Source organism: Streptomyces sp. NPDC048504, assembly GCF_043200035.1.
GTDB lineage: Bacteria > Actinomycetota > Actinomycetes > Streptomycetales > Streptomycetaceae > Streptomyces.
Map to the genome: position 1 here is coordinate 424,097 of NZ_JBICXA010000003.1, position 14,019 is coordinate 438,115.

Annotated in this window: 14 protein-coding genes and 1 riboswitch; of the genes, 3 read left to right on the plus strand and 11 right to left on the minus strand. The window is 67.8% G+C overall.

Going from position 1 to position 14,019, the window contains the following annotated elements; translation table 11 throughout:
• The first annotated feature begins 11 nt into the window (after nucleotides 1-11).
• Together ACGFY9_RS09680 and ACGFY9_RS09685 are read left to right on the plus strand one after the other, a co-directional pair.
• Nucleotides 12-746, plus strand: coding sequence for a rhomboid family intramembrane serine protease (locus ACGFY9_RS09680; RefSeq protein WP_393753181.1), 735 nt, complete (start codon nucleotides 12-14; stop codon nucleotides 744-746).
• Nucleotides 743-1,024: an Lrp/AsnC family transcriptional regulator gene (locus tag ACGFY9_RS09685; protein WP_019062383.1), complete on the plus strand. Its 282-nt coding sequence runs from the start codon at nucleotides 743-745 to the stop codon at nucleotides 1,022-1,024. The genes ACGFY9_RS09680 and ACGFY9_RS09685 overlap by 4 nt, the downstream gene beginning before the upstream one ends.
• On the opposite strand, the gene ACGFY9_RS09690 is transcribed toward ACGFY9_RS09685, so the two are convergent.
• From ACGFY9_RS09690 to ACGFY9_RS09720, 7 genes are all read right to left on the minus strand, one after another.
• Nucleotides 1,021-1,707, minus strand: a complete 687-nt coding sequence (locus ACGFY9_RS09690) for a hypothetical protein (protein WP_393753182.1) — start codon at nucleotides 1,705-1,707, stop codon at nucleotides 1,021-1,023. The two genes, ACGFY9_RS09685 and ACGFY9_RS09690, sit on opposite strands and share 4 nt — an antisense overlap.
• Nucleotides 1,708-1,717: 10 nt before the next feature.
• The gene (locus ACGFY9_RS09695) at nucleotides 1,718-3,079 is read right to left on the minus strand and encodes an aminotransferase class V-fold PLP-dependent enzyme (RefSeq protein ID WP_393753183.1); all 1,362 of its coding nucleotides are present in this window, start codon (nucleotides 3,077-3,079) and stop codon (nucleotides 1,718-1,720) included.
• 165 nt (nucleotides 3,080-3,244) lie between these two features.
• Nucleotides 3,245-3,361, minus strand: a riboswitch (SAM riboswitch).
• A 76-nt stretch (nucleotides 3,362-3,437) separates the two neighbouring features.
• Nucleotides 3,438-4,502, minus strand: coding sequence for an anthranilate phosphoribosyltransferase (gene trpD / locus ACGFY9_RS09700; protein ID WP_393753184.1), 1,065 nt, complete (start codon nucleotides 4,500-4,502; stop codon nucleotides 3,438-3,440).
• A gap of 134 nt (nucleotides 4,503-4,636) precedes the next feature.
• Nucleotides 4,637-6,274: a cytochrome bc complex cytochrome b subunit gene (locus tag ACGFY9_RS09705; protein ID WP_393753185.1), complete on the minus strand. Its 1,638-nt coding sequence runs from the start codon at nucleotides 6,272-6,274 to the stop codon at nucleotides 4,637-4,639.
• Nucleotides 6,271-7,326: a ubiquinol-cytochrome c reductase iron-sulfur subunit gene (locus tag ACGFY9_RS09710; RefSeq protein ID WP_033284405.1), complete on the minus strand. Its 1,056-nt coding sequence runs from the start codon at nucleotides 7,324-7,326 to the stop codon at nucleotides 6,271-6,273. The genes ACGFY9_RS09705 and ACGFY9_RS09710 overlap by 4 nt, the downstream gene beginning before the upstream one ends.
• Nucleotides 7,323-8,132: a c-type cytochrome gene (locus ACGFY9_RS09715; RefSeq protein WP_393753186.1), complete on the minus strand. Its 810-nt coding sequence runs from the start codon at nucleotides 8,130-8,132 to the stop codon at nucleotides 7,323-7,325. Before ACGFY9_RS09715 ends, ACGFY9_RS09710 begins: the two co-directional genes overlap by 4 nt.
• A gap of 80 nt (nucleotides 8,133-8,212) precedes the next feature.
• Entirely contained in the window at nucleotides 8,213-8,833 is a 621-nt protein-coding gene (locus tag ACGFY9_RS09720; protein WP_019067823.1) for a heme-copper oxidase subunit III, read from the minus strand.
• Nucleotides 8,834-8,990: 157 nt separating this feature from the next.
• Between ACGFY9_RS09720 and ACGFY9_RS09725 the strand changes: the two genes are divergently transcribed.
• Nucleotides 8,991-9,392, plus strand: a complete 402-nt coding sequence (locus ACGFY9_RS09725) for a hypothetical protein (RefSeq protein WP_393753187.1) — start codon at nucleotides 8,991-8,993, stop codon at nucleotides 9,390-9,392.
• Between the two features lie 101 nt (nucleotides 9,393-9,493).
• On the opposite strand, the gene ACGFY9_RS09730 is transcribed toward ACGFY9_RS09725, so the two are convergent.
• The 4 genes from ACGFY9_RS09730 to coxB all read right to left on the minus strand — a co-directional run bounded on the left by ACGFY9_RS09730 (nucleotide 9,494) and on the right by coxB (nucleotide 13,977).
• Complete coding sequence (locus ACGFY9_RS09730) at nucleotides 9,494-10,759, minus strand: Ig-like domain-containing protein (RefSeq protein WP_393753188.1); 1,266 nt, start codon at nucleotides 10,757-10,759, stop codon at nucleotides 9,494-9,496.
• Nucleotides 10,760-10,889: 130 nt separating this feature from the next.
• Nucleotides 10,890-11,288, minus strand: a complete 399-nt coding sequence (locus ACGFY9_RS09735) for a cytochrome c oxidase subunit 4 (RefSeq protein ID WP_366493969.1) — start codon at nucleotides 11,286-11,288, stop codon at nucleotides 10,890-10,892.
• Nucleotides 11,285-13,021: a cytochrome c oxidase subunit I gene (gene ctaD, locus ACGFY9_RS09740; protein WP_318015828.1), complete on the minus strand. Its 1,737-nt coding sequence runs from the start codon at nucleotides 13,019-13,021 to the stop codon at nucleotides 11,285-11,287. The genes ACGFY9_RS09735 and ctaD overlap by 4 nt, the downstream gene beginning before the upstream one ends.
• Nucleotides 13,018-13,977: a cytochrome c oxidase subunit II gene (coxB, locus tag ACGFY9_RS09745; protein ID WP_393753189.1), complete on the minus strand. Its 960-nt coding sequence runs from the start codon at nucleotides 13,975-13,977 to the stop codon at nucleotides 13,018-13,020. The genes ctaD and coxB overlap by 4 nt, the downstream gene beginning before the upstream one ends.
• Nucleotides 13,978-14,019: the final 42 nt, after the last annotated feature.

Sequence of the window (14,019 nt, forward strand, 5' to 3'; positions counted from 1 at the left end):
GCTCTGTAACCGTGATCAGCAACTGGGGCCCGGCCCTCGTCAGGACGTTCCGCGGCACCTCGGCGCCCATGACATACGTCCTGATCGGCCTGTGCTGCCTGATCTTCGCCCTCGGCCCGGCCTCGGGTTTCGTCCCGTCCTACGGCACCGGGGACGCGCTGCTCGCCGCGCAGCGGGCGTACTTCCGCCGCTGGGGGGTGGTTCCGGCCGAACTGTTCGACCACCCCGCCCGAGAGGCCCTGACCCCCGTCACGGCCCTCTTCATCCACGGCAGCTGGATCCATCTCCTCGGCAACATGCTCTTCCTCTACGTCTTCGGAGCGATGACCGAGGAACGGCTGGGCCGTGTCGAGTTCACCCTGTTCTACCTGGTCGGCGGCTACCTGGCGCTGCTGGGCTACGCGGTGGCCAACGCCGACTCCGAGCAGTCCCTCGTCGGCGCTTCCGGGGCGATCTCGGCGGTCCTCGGGGCGTTTCTGTACTTGTTCCCCCGGGCCCGCGTGACGAGTCTCCTCCCCTTCCTCTTCTTCCTGCCGCTGCGTTTCCCGGCCTGGGTCGTCCTGCCGTTCTGGGCGGCCCTGCAGTGGCTCGCGGCGGGCCAGGCCGCGCAGGGGCCCGGGGTGGCGTACCTCGCCCACCTGGTGGGCTTCACGCTGGGCTTCGGTTACGCGTGGGTGAGATTCGGTCGTACCACTAGAGTTGGGGCCGCCCCAGTAACGGTCCCCGAGGGAGAGAACCAGCCGTGATCACCGCGATCGTCCTCATCAAGACCAGCGTGGACCGGATTCCCGAGATCGCCGAGTCGATCGCCGCGCTCGAATCCGTGAGCGAGGTCTTCTCCGTCACCGGGACGTACGACCTGATCGCGATGGTCCGGGTGCGGCAGCACGAGGACCTGGCCGAGGTGATCCCCGGGCGGATCAGCAAGATCCCCGGGGTCGAGGGGACGGATACGCACGTGGCGTTCCGGACGTACTCGCAGCATGACCTTGAAGCCGCGTTCGCCATCGGGCTGGACTCCTAGCGCGCGCCCAGCCGCCTCCACAGGGCGACCAGCGCGCCCCAGTTCACGACCTCCCAGGCCGGCAGCTCGGTGCGGTGCGGGTCGCCGTGTCCGTCCTTGCCCAGCAGGACGAGCCGGACGCCCCGGGGCCGCAGCCACCAGGACGCCGGCACGGGAAAGTCCGGCAGGTCGACGGCGGGATACGGCTCCCGCATCTCGGCCCAGCGGTAGGCCACCAGCCCGCCCGGCAGGAACAGCCCGTGCGCGTCCGCCGTGAGCGGGCCGAAGGTGACCTGACGGCCCGTCTCGATCCGGTCGAGCAGCGTGGGTGCCTGGGCCTCGGCAACCCGCTTGCGGATGTGCTCGGCGGCGGTCCGGATCCGGAGGTTCTCGAAGGGCTCGGCGACCATCGGCCCCAGCTCGGTCCGCCGCTCGTCGAGCAGGAACCCCTGTTCCGTCCCGTCGCCGAACCGCAGCAGATGCCGGTGGGCCAGGGTGTACCAGGCCCTGTCTCCCTGCTCGTCGCTGGTGACGATCACGTCGACGGTGGAGCGCCAGTGCGTCACGTCCGCCCAGCGCCGGACCCGCGCACCGCGTACGAGCCCCTCCTCGTACAGCTGGACCGGTCTGCCGCCAAGCAGCCGCGGCAGCCGTCGTACGACCGCCTCGATCAGCGGCTCGCCCAGTCCCGTCGGAGTGCCCACCCCTGGATGGTCACACGGCAGGCACGCAACGGCCGTCCTGCGTACGGTAGTTCCACTTCGCGCCGTCGGTCACGAGCTCCCGTACGGCCGTCACGAAACGCTCGACGTGCTCGTCCGGAGTGCCCGCGCCGAAGCTCACGCGGATCGCGTTGAGGGACTTCTCGCCCGGGGCCGCCTCGGGGGCGCCGCACTCGCCCTGGGTCTGGGGGTCGCTGCCCAGCAGGGTGCGGACCAGGGGGTGGGCGCAGAAGAGGCCGTCGCGGACGCCGATGCCGTACTCGGCGGAGAGGGCGGCGGCGAAGTGGGAGCTGTTCCAGCCGTCGACCACGAAGGAGATGACGCCTACGCGCGGGGCGTCGTCGCCGAACAACGACAGCACCTTGACCTCCGGGACCTCGGCCAGGCCCGCCCGGACCTTCTCGATCAGGCGCTGCTCGCGGGCGACCAGGGTGTCGAAACCCGCCTCGGTCAGGGCCTTGCAGGCCGACGCGATGGAGTAGGCGCCGATGACGTTCGGGGAGCCGGCCTCGTGGCGGGCCGCGCTGTCGTGCCACTCCACGTCCACTCCCCCGTCCTCGCGCCGGGTGACCTTGCGGCTGGCGCCGCCGCCCGCGAGGTAGGGGTCGGCCGCCTGGAGCCAGTCGGCGCGGCCGGCCAGGACGCCCGAGCCGAAGGGGGCGTAGAGCTTGTGGCCGGAGAAGGCGATCCAGTCGACGTCGAGGTCCTGGACGGACACCGGGTGGTGCGGGGCGAGTTGGGCGGCGTCCAGGACGATACGGGCGCCGTGGGCGTGCGCTGTGGCCGCCAGCTCCCGTACCGGCCACAGCTCGCCGGTGACGTTCGAGGCGCCGGTGACGCAGACCAGGGCCGGGCCCTGGGGGTCACGGTCGGCAAGGGCCCGCTCCAGGGTCTCGACGGCCTGGCCCGGGGTGCGCGGGGCGTCGAGGTAGGTGACCCGGGCGTCCTTCCAGGGGAGCAGGGACGCGTGGTGCTCGGTCTCGAAGACGAAGACCTGGCAGTCGGCGGGGAGGGCGGCGGCGAGGAGGTTCAGGGAGTCCGTCGTCGAGCGGGTGAAGATCAGCTGGTCGTCGGGGCGGCAGTCCAGGAACTCCTCGACCGTCCTGCGGGCGTTCTCGAACAGGTCGGTGGAGAGCTGCGAGAGGTAGCCGGCGCCTCGGTGCACGCTGCCGTAGTACGGGGCGTAGGCCGCCACGTCGTCCCAGACGCGCTGGAGGGCGGGGGCGCTGGCCGCGTAGTCGAGCGCCGCGTAGGTGACTTCGCCGCCCGTGACGAGCGGGACGGTGACATCCCGGCCGAGAACGGGCAGCGGGGCGCAAATGGTCGTAGCGGCGGCAACGGTGGCGACAGACATGGCGAACTCCCGTGAGAGGCAGGCGAATTCACTGCGCGAGCGGACATGGCTCCGGCGCAGGAAAGGGTGAAAGGGGATGTGCGGAGTGGGGGCTTCGCGCCCTATCGCATTCGCTGGCTCACAGAGAGCTCCCTCGATGACCAGGACCCCTGGTGTCTTTCGAGGGGCCCGCGCTTGCCGCAGACCTCGCTGCCTACGGCCTGGTCTTCACCCGGGGCACCCCGCCACGGACGGAGGGTTGCCGGACAGTCGGCCGGGGCCTCATGACTGTCACTCATGACCTGGTCGGAAAATTTACGCGAGGTGATCGTCGTCCCGCAACCCGTGTCCGGATCGCGGGACGACGACCGCCGTACCGCTATGCGTTGCTGGCCGCCGCCCAGCGCTCCAGCGTGCGCTTGGCCGCCCCCGAGTCGATCGACTCCCGGGCCTTCTCCATCCCGGCCCTGATCCGGTCCACCAGCGGCCCGTCCCCGGCCTCCAGAGCCACCAGGGCAGCAGCCGAGTTCAGGAGTACGGCGTCCCGTACCGGGCCCGTCTCGCCGTCCAGGAGACGGCGGGCGACGCCGGCGTTGTACTCGGGGTCGGCGCCGCGCAGGGCTTCCACGGGGACCAAGTCGAGGCCGACGTCCCGCGGGTCGAAGGCCTCCTCGGTGACCTTGCCGTCGCGGACGATCCACACCCGGGAGGTGGCCGTGGTCGTCAGCTCGTCGAGGCCGTCGTCGCCGCGGAACACCAGCGCGGAGGAGCCGCGTTCGGCCAGCACGCCCGCGATGAGCCCGGCCATGCGGGTGTCGAAGCAGCCGACCGCCGACGAGGTGACCTTCGCCGGGTTGGTGAGCGGGCCGAGCAGGTTGAACGCGGTCGGCACCCCCAGGTCCCGCCGGACCGCGCCCGCGAACCGCATCGTGGGGTGGAACTTGGCCGCGAAGCAGAACGTGATCCCGGCCTCCTCCACCACCTGCGCGACCCGCTCGGGCGACAGCTCCAGGTTGATGCCGAGCCGCTCCAGCACATCGGAGGAACCGCTCGCCGAGGACGAGGCCCGGTTGCCGTGCTTGACGACCTTCGCGCCGGCTCCCGCGATCACGATGGCGGACATCGTCGAGATGTTGACCGTCTTGGCCCGGTCGCCGCCGGTGCCGACGATGTCGACGGCCGGCCCCGGGATGTCCAGCGGCTTCGCGTGGGCGTACATCGTCTCGACGAGGCCGTTGATCTCCTCGACGGTCTCGCCCTTGGCCCGCAGCGCCACCAGGAAGCCGGCGATCTGGGCGTCCGCCGCCTCGCCGCTCATGATGCGGTCCATCGCCCACGCGGTGTCGGCGGTGCTCAGGTCCTGTCCGGCCAGCAGCGCGCTCAGTACGTCGGGCCAGGAACGGGCCGCCGCGGTGTCGCCTCCAGCGGGGGTCACAGCGCTCATACGGCCGCTCCTGAGTGTCGTAGAAACCTGCTTCACAAGACGTCCCCCACCCTATCCAGCGCGGGGCACGGCGAAGGGCCCCGTCCGGTGTTCGGACGGGGCCCTTCGACTGTGGCGTGGCGACGCCTCAGCGATCAGTGGTGGCCGTGGCCGCTCGTGATCTCCTTGTACTCCTCGACGGTGGGCTTGGGGATCTGGGACTCCTCGCCGTAGTACGCCTCGCTCAGCTTGGCGCGCAGCTTCTGGGAGCCCTTCACCTTGCGCTCGACGCCGTTCTCGTCGACCGTCGCACCGATCGCGGCCGGCTCGTACTGCTCGTGCGCGGTGAGCGTGTGCAGCGCGTCCTGGCTGAGCGGCTCGTGGATCTCGACGAACTCACCGTGCGGCAGGCGCTTGATGATGCCCGACTCGCGGCCGTGCAGCACCTTGTCCCGGTCGCGGCGCTGGAGACCGAGGCAGACCCGCTTGGTGGCGATGAAGACCAGCACCGGCACCACGAAGAAGCCGACGCGCACGAACCAGGTGATCGAGTTGATCGACAGGTGGAAGTGCGTGGCCCAGATGTCGTTGCCGCCACCGATGAGCAGAACGAAGTACCACGAGATCCACGCGGCACCGAAGGCCGTACGGGTCGGGACGTTGCGCGGGCGGTCCAGGATGTGGTGCTCGCGCTTGTCGCCGGTGACCCAGGACTCGATGAACGGGTAGACCGCGATCGCGACCAGGACCAGCGGGAAGATGACCAGCGGGATGAACACGCCCAGGACGAGCGTGTGACCCCAGACGTTGATCTCCCAGCCCGGCATGACACGGATCAGGCCCTCGGAGAAGCCCATGTACCAGTCGGGCTGGGCGCCCGTGGACACCATGTCCGGACGGTACGGACCCATGGCCCAGATCGGGTTGATCGACGCGATCGCCGCGACGGCCGCGATGACACCGAAGACCAGGAAGAAGAAGCCGCCGGCCTTGGCCATGTAGACCGGCAGCAGCGGCATGCCGACGACGTTGTTGTTCGTCTTTCCGGGACCCGCGAACTGCGTGTGCTTGTGGTAGAAGACCAGGATCAGGTGGCCGACCACCAGGCCGAGCATGATGCCCGGCAGCAGCAGGATGTGGATCGAGTAGAACCGCGCGACGAAGTCGCCGCCCGGGAACTCGCCGCCGAAGAGGAAGAACGACAGGTACGTGCCGACGATCGGCACGGACAGGACCGCGCCCTCCATGAAGCGGACACCGGTGCCGGAGAGCAGGTCGTCCGGGAGCGAGTAACCGGTGAAGCCGGTGAACATGCCCAGGACGAACAGCAGGAAGCCGAACAGCCAGTTGACCTCACGCGGCTTGCGGAACGCGCCCGTGAAGAACACGCGCATCATGTGCACGAACATGGCGGCGAGGAAGATCAGCGCCGCCCAGTGGTGGATCTGACGGATCAGCAGACCACCGCGCACATCGAAGGAGATGTGCATCGTCGAGTTGAACGCCTCCGACATCAGCTGCCCCTGGAGCGGGACATAGCTGCCGTGGTACGTCACCTCGTTCATCGACGGGTGGAAGAACAGCGTCAGATACACACCCGTGAGGATGATGATGATGAAGCTGTAGAGGCAGACCTCACCCAGCATGAACGACCAGTGGTCGGGGAAGATCTTGCGCATGTTGGACTTGGCGAGGGAGTAGATCCCGAGCCGTCCGTCGGCCCAGTCGGCGATCTTCTCGCCGGCCGGTGCCTTCTCGCGCGAACGCGAGTCGGAGTTGGTCGTAGTGCTCATCCGCGCTCCCAGAATGCAGGACCGACGGGCTCCTCGAAGTCGCCGAGCGCCTGGAGGTAGCCCTCGTCGCTCACGCCGATGCGCAGCTGCGGCAGGGCGTGACCGGCCGGGCCGAAGATCACTCGGGCACCGTCGGAGAGGTCGAAGGTGGACTGGTGGCACGGGCACAGCACGTGGTGCGTCTGCTGCTCGTACAGGGAGATCGGGCAGCCCACGTGGGTGCAGATCTTCGAGAAGGCCACGATGCCCTCGTGCGCCCACTCCAGCTCGCGCTTGTCCTTGATGTTGTCCGGCTGGAGCCGGACGATCATCAGCGCGGACTTGGCGATCTCGGTCTGGAACTCCTCGTCGGTCTCCTCCAGGCCCTCGGGCTTGGCGAAGGTGAGCGAGCCGACGGCCACGTCCGAGGGACGCAGCGGCAGGTTCGTGTTCATGTTGACGAGCAGCTTGCCCTTGGACCACAGGGTGTGGCGGAGCTTCGTCCCCGGCAGCGGGCCGAGGTCGCGCAGCAGCATGACGCCGGAGAGCGGGAACAGGGCCAGCGCGCCGAACATCGTGTTGCGGATCAGCTTGCGACGGCCGAGCGCCGACTCCTTGGCACCGTCCTTGAAGTCGGCCATGACCTTGGCCTTGACCTCGGGGGGCGCCTCGATCGCGTGCCGCTCGTCGGCGATCTCCACGTCGGACATCAGGGTGCGGGCCCAGTGGACCGCGCCCGCGCCGATGGTGAAGAGCGCTCCGCCGAGGGTCAGACCCAGCGCGAAGTTGAGCGCGTTGATGTGACCGATCGGGAAGACGAAGATCGCCTTGTCGTGCGGGATCGCCACGTACGAGGCGATGAAGCCGACCGTGAGGAGCATCGACAGCGTGAACAGGAAGGCGACGACGCGCTCGGACCGCTTGGCGGCCCGCTCGTCGATGTCCTGGACACGGTGCTCGTGCGGCGGCAGTCCCGGGTCGGCGAACGGGTCCTGCTCGTCCGCGACCGACACCGCGCCGTGCGCGTCCTGCTCAGCGGGCAGGTTCTCTTCTGGAATGTCTTGGCTACTCATGACTTCTTGGCCTTTGCGGTCCGAGCGGCGACCCAGACGGCTACCGCGATCAGCGCGCCCAGACCGAAGATCCAGGCGAAGAGACCCTCACTGACCGGACCGAGACCACCCAGCTCAAGCCCGCCGGGGCTCTCGGTGTTGTCGCCGTTGACCGCGTCGAGGTACGCGATGATGTCCTTCTTGTTCTTCGACGACAGCGTGGTGTCGGGGAAGGAAGGCATGTTCTGCGGGCCGGTCTGCATGGCCTCGTAGATGTGCTTCGGGGCAACGCCTTCGAGGCTCGGCGCGAACTTGCCGTGCGTCAGCGCGCCGCCCTTGCCGGTGAAGTTGTGGCACTGGGCGCAGTTGGTGCGGAACAGCTCGCCGCCCTTGGCGATGTCCGAACCCTCCGGCCCGTACTCGTTCTTCGTCGGGATGGCCGGGCCGGCGCCCAGCGAGGCGATGTACGCCGCGAGCTGGTCGATCTCGGCCTGGGAGTAGATGACCTTCTTGGCCGGGATCTGAGCACCCGGCTGCTGCGCCGGCATACGGCCGGTGCCGACCTGGAAGTCGACCGCCGCGGCGCCGACACCCACCAGGCTCGGACCGTCGGAACTGCCCTGACCGCCGGTGCCGTGGCAGCTTGCACAGCCGACGGCGAACAGCTTCTTGCCCTCGTCGATGGCGAGGGACTGAGCGGACTCGTCGGCCTGCGCCTTGCCCGCGGGGGCGAGGAAGCTGAACACCCCCCCGGATACCGCCAGCGCGAGGAGTAGTACGACGACCGCCGCCAGCGGATGGCGTCGTCGTGTGGAGAGCTTTTTCACGGATTACCCCGGTGTCAGGATCTTCTGCGTCGATGCTTCTGGAATGTGCGCTTCTTGGCTGCGCGCGGGATCGGGCCCGACTACTTGATCAAGTAGATCGTGGCGAAGAGGCCGATCCAGACGACATCGACGAAGTGCCAGTAGTAGGACACGACGATGGCCGCGGTCGCCTGTTCGTGAGTGAACCTCTTCGCCGCGTAGGTACGTCCGAGGACGAACAGGAAGGCGATGAGGCCGCCCGTCACGTGCATGCCGTGGAACCCGGTGGTCAGATAGAACACCGAGCCGTACGGGTCGGAGGACAGCGACAGGCCGTCCTTCTTCACCAGCTCCGTGTACTCGAAGATCTGACCGCCGATGAAGATCGCACCCATCACGAACGTGATGATGAACCAGCCCCGGAGCTTCTTCACGTCCCCGCGCTCGGCGGCGAAGACGCCGAGCTGGCAGGTGAGGGAGGAGAGCACCAGGATCGTGGTGTTGGTCGCGGAGAACGGAAGGTTTAGATGGCTCGCCATCTCCTTCCAGTGATCCGGACCGGTCACCGATCGCAGGGTGAAGTACATCGCGAAGAGGGCCGCGAAGAACATCAGCTCGGAACTCAGCCAGATGATGGTTCCGACGCTGGTGAGGTTCGGCCGGTTGACCGACGGGTGCGCGTGCCCGGTTTCTACTGTCGTTGCTGTCGCCACGACCGACATTATGTCGGTCGCTTATCCCGCCCTCACTCCGGGGGGTGCCGTTCGGAGTGTCCGCAGCGTGTGTACTGCCCGTATGGCCCATCGCAGGGGTGTTCCAACAGGTGTTGACGGGGTGTTCAAGGGAGTAGCATCCGCGCAACGGACCTTGGGAGGAAGAATGCAGGCGACCGCCACGGTGCTGGTCTACAGCGATGACTCCAACACCCGCGAGCAGGTGCGGTTGGCCTCCGGCAAGCGGCCGGCGTCCGACGTGCCGTTGGTCGAGTTCCTTGAGTGCGCCACGCCTGCGGCGGTTCTGAAGGAACTGGACCGGGGCGGGATCGATGTCTGTGTGTTCGACGGGGAGTCCGTGCCGATGGGGGGCATGGGGCTGTGCCGCCAGGTGAAGGACGAGATCTTCAACTGCCCGCCGGTGCTTGTGCTCATCGGACGGCCTCAGGATGCGTGGCTCGCCACGTGGAGCCGTGCGGAGGCCGCGGTGACCCTTCCGGTGGATCCCGTTGAGTTCGCGGCCTCTCTTGCCTCTCTGCTGCGTGAGAAGCGGGCCTTGAGCGCCTAGTGGGGTGGGGCGCGAGATGTGTGGCGACTGCGGGCCGGCTGTGGCTGGTCGCGCCCGCGCGGCGGAGCCGCAAATGTCACAGCCCCGCGCCCCCAGGGACGTCACACTGACTCGGGGCGCAAACGTGCCGCGTCTTCCGGCCTCGGTCCATCGGGCGTTCCGCCTACCAGTGCGCTGCCGCCTCGCCAGTTCTTCCAGCCGAGGTTCCAGTCGCCGTAGCCGTTGCCGAAGGGTTCCATCTCGTCGCCGTTCGAGTTGACGACCTTGACGACGTCGCCCTCGTGGACGGTGTCGAAGAACCACTCGGCGTTGCTGGTGCTCATGCCGGTGCAGCCGTGGCTGACGTTCTCGGAGCCCTGGGAGCCCACCGACCAGGGGGCGGCGTGGACGTACTCGCCGCTCCAGGTGACGCGGGTCGCGTAGTACACGGGGAGGTCGTACGAGTCCGAGGAGCCCTCGGAGATGCCGACGGTGGTTCCGCGCATCCGTACGAAGTACTCCTTGCCCAGTACGACCTTGACGCCGTTCCGGGTCTCGAAGCCGGGCTTGCCGGTGGTGACGGGGATCTCGTTGATCTCCTCGCCGTTCCTGTAGACCGTCATCTCGTGGGACGCGGCGTCCGTCACGGCGACGATCTTGTCGCCCGTGGTGAGCTTGAGGCCCTTCGAACTGCCGCCCCACAGACGGTCGCTGATCTTCACGCCGTCGAGGTCGCTGCGGACCTGGACGGTGGCGTGGGCGGGCCAGTAGTCCTTGGGGCGGTAGTGGAGTTCCTTGTCGTCCACCCAGTGCCAGGCGCCCTCCACGGCGGGCACGGAGTCCACCCTCAGGGCGCGTTCCACGATGGCCCGCTGCGCCTTGTCCTTGACGGGCATGTTCAGTTCGGCGGTGACCGGCTGGCCGACGCCGTACTGGCCCCCGTCCGGCCCGAACTTCACCGTCAGGCTCTTCTTCGTGGTCGGCTTGCTGGTGTCGAAGGTGAGGACCTTGCGGCCTGGGGCGCCGTCCTCGTCCTCCGTGCTCACCCGGACCGTGTAGTGGGCGTTGGCGGCCAGCGGGGAGGTGCTGTGCCAGCGAGTGCCGTCGGCGGCGAGTTCGCCCGTGACGTAGCGTCCCGCGGCGTCCACGGCGGTGACGTCCGTGATGCGCCCGTCGTCACCGGAGGCGGTGACGGCCAGGGGCTTGTCGGGGTCGACCTTCTTGCCCTTGCCGGACGGGCCGTTGAAGGAGATCTGCCCCGCCGCGTCGTACGGCTTGGCCGACAGCGGGTTGCCGCCGCCGGACCCGCAGGCGGTGACGCCCGCGCCGAGGGAGACCACCAGCAGGGTGCAGCTGACGACGGTGCGGGTGCGCGGAGAGTGGTTCATGGGGTCACGCTATGAAGCTTCGTCAGCCCCGGCGCGGTGAGTAACCCGGACGAGGGACCGGCGTTGCGGCAAAAGCACGAGCCCGGACCCTCCTGACGGAGTGTCCGGGCTCGCGAGTGCTCTGCGCGTGCTACTGGGTGCGGTCTTCACCGCGGTAGTACTCGAAGACCCAGCCGTACAGGCCGATCATGATGATCGGGGCGGAGAAGTACAGCAGCCACCAGCCGATCGCGATCGACAGGAAGGCCAGTGCGCCACCGACGCCGAGGGCGAGGGGCTGCCAGCTGTGCGGGCTGAAGAAGCCCACCTCGCCGGCCTCGTCCGCGACGTCGGCCTCCTTGTTGTCCTGCGCGAGCGTGTCGATCCGCCGGGCCGTGAAGCCCAGGTAGAAGCCGACCATGATGCACAGGCCGAAGGCGAGGAAGAGCGCCGTGGTACCGGCGGGCTCCTTCGACCACAGGCCGTAGACGACCGCCGTGGCGAGCACGAAGACGGCCAGCCACATGAACATCCTGCCCTGGACCTTCACTTGCCCGCCTCCTTGCCGCCAGTGAGGGCCTTGTCACCGTGGTGCGCGTTCTCGAGCTGGTCGAGAGCGGCGATCTCCGGGTGGTGCAGGTCGAACGCCGGGGATTCGCTGCGGATCCGCGGCAGGGTGAGGAAGTTGTGCCGCGGCGGCGGGCAGGACGTCGCCCATTCGAGCGAACGGCCGTAGCCCCACGGGTCGTCGACCTCGACCTTCTTGCCGTACTTGGCCGTCTTCCACACGTTGTAGAGGAACGGCAGGATCGACAGGCCGAGCAGGAAGGAGCTGATCGTCGAGATCGTGTTCAGGGCGGTGAAGCCGTCGGCCGCGAGGTAGTCCGCGTAACGACGGGGCATGCCCTCGGCACCCAGCCAGTGCTGGACCAGGAAGGTGCCGTGGAAGCCGATGAACAGCGTCCAGAAGGTGATCTTGCCGAGGCGCTCGTCGAGCATCTTGCCGGTCATCTTCGGCCACCAGAAGTGGAAGCCGGAGAACATCGCGAACACGACCGTGCCGAAGACCACGTAGTGGAAGTGGGCGACGACGAAGTACGAGTCCGAGACGTGGAAGTCCATCGGCGGCGAGGCCAGGATGACGCCGGTCAGACCACCGAAGGTGAAGGTGATGAGGAAGCCGGTGGCCCAGAGCATCGGGGTCTCGAAACTCAAGGACCCCTTCCACATCGTGCCGATCCAGTTGAAGAACTTCACGCCGGTCGGTACGGCGATGAGGAACGTCATGAAGGAGAAGAACGGCAGCAGGACTCCGCCGGTGACGTACATGTGGTGGGCCCACACCGTCACGGACAGACCGGCGATGGAGATCGTCGCGGCGACCAGTCCCATGTAGCCGAACATCGGCTTGCGGGAGAAGACCGGGATGACCTCGGAGATGATGCCGAAGAACGGCAGGGCGATGATGTACACCTCTGGATGGCCGAAGAACCAGAAGAGGTGTTGCCACAGCAACGCACCGCCGTTGGCGGCGTCGAAGACGTGTGCCCCGAATTTCCGATCCGCCTCCAGCGCGAAGAGCGCGGCGGCGAGGACCGGGAAGGCCAGCAGGACGAGTACGGCGGTCAGCAGCACGTTCCACACGAAGATCGGCATGCGGAACATCGTCATGCCCGGTGCGCGCATGCAGATGATGGTGGTGATGAAGTTGACCGCGCCGAGGATCGTGCCGAAGCCGGAGAAGGCCAGACCCATGATCCACATGTCGGCGCCGATACCGGGGGAACGGACCGCGTCCGACAGCGGGCTGTAGGCGAACCAGCCGAAGTCGGCCGCACCCTGCGGGGTGAGGAAGCCACCGACCGCGATGGTCGAGCCGAAGAGATACAGCCAGTAGGCGAACATGTTCAGCCGCGGGAACGCCACGTCGGGCGCGCCGATCTGCAGCGGCATGATCCAGTTCGTGAAACCGGCGAACAGCGGCGTCGCGAACATCAGCAGCATGATCGTGCCGTGCATCGTGAACGCCTGGTTGAACTGCTCGTTCGACAGGATCTGCAGACCCGGCCGGGCCAGCTCGGCGCGCATCAGCAGCGCCATGACGCCGCCGATCAGGAAGAACGCGAACGACGTGACCAGATACAGCGTGCCGATCGTCTTGTGGTCGGTGGTGGTGAGCCACTTGATCACGACGTTACCGGGTTGCTTGCGCCTTACCGGCAGCTCGTCCGCGTAGTGGGACTCTGCTGCCGCGGCACCCTGAGGTTCGTTGAGGATGCTCACAGGTTGTTCGTCTCCCGGTTCTTCTCGTGGCTCGTCTGCGCGATGCCAGCGGGGATGTAACCGGTCTGCCCCTTCTTGGCGAGTTCCTTGAGGTGCTGCTGGTAACGCTCCGGTGAGACGACCTTCACGTTGAACAGCATCCGGGAGTGGTCGACGCCGCAGAGCTCGGCGCACTTGCCGAGGTAGGTGCCCTCCTTGTTGGGGGTCACCTGGAAGGAGTTGGTGTGGCCCGGGACGACGTCCATCTTCATCAGGAACGGCACCACCCAGAAGTCGTGGATGACGTCACGTGAGGTGAGGACGAAGCGGACCGTCTCGCCCTTGGGGAGCCAGAGGGTCGGGCCCGGGTTGTGCGTCTGCGGGTTCTTCGTGGCGGGCGTACCGACGTCGTAGACTCCGCCGGCGTTCGCCGGGAACTCCTTCTTGAACCGGTCCGGAATGGCCGCCAGGTTCTTGTCGGTCGTCGCGTCGCCACTGACACCGTCGACGTTCTCGATGTAGTTGAAGCCCCAGCTCCACTGGAAGCCGACGACGTTGACCGTCACGTCGGGCTTCTTGTCGAGGCTCAGGAGCTTCGTCTCGTCGCGGGCGGTGAAGTAGAACAACACCGAGACGATGATGAGCGGAACAACCGTGTACAGCGCCTCGATGGGCATGTTGTACCGGGTCTGCGGGGGGATCTCGACCTTGGTGCGGCTGCGCCGGTGGAACACGACGCTCCACATGATCAGGCCCCACACCAGGATGCCGACGGCGAGCGCGGCGGCCCAGGACCCCTGCCAGAGGGAGAGGATCCGCGGACCCTCTTCCGTGGTCGGGGTGGGGAAACCAAGGCGAGGAAAGTCCTTGGATGTGCAACCGGTCGCGGTCGCCAGGACCAGGCCCGCAGTCATTGCCTGCAGCAGCTTCCGCCGCATCGGGCGCCGCGGCGAGCGGTCGGAGCCGTTGGGACTCACGTAGCGCCTTCCCGAGAGTCTCGCCCGCGCGGATTGGCTGCG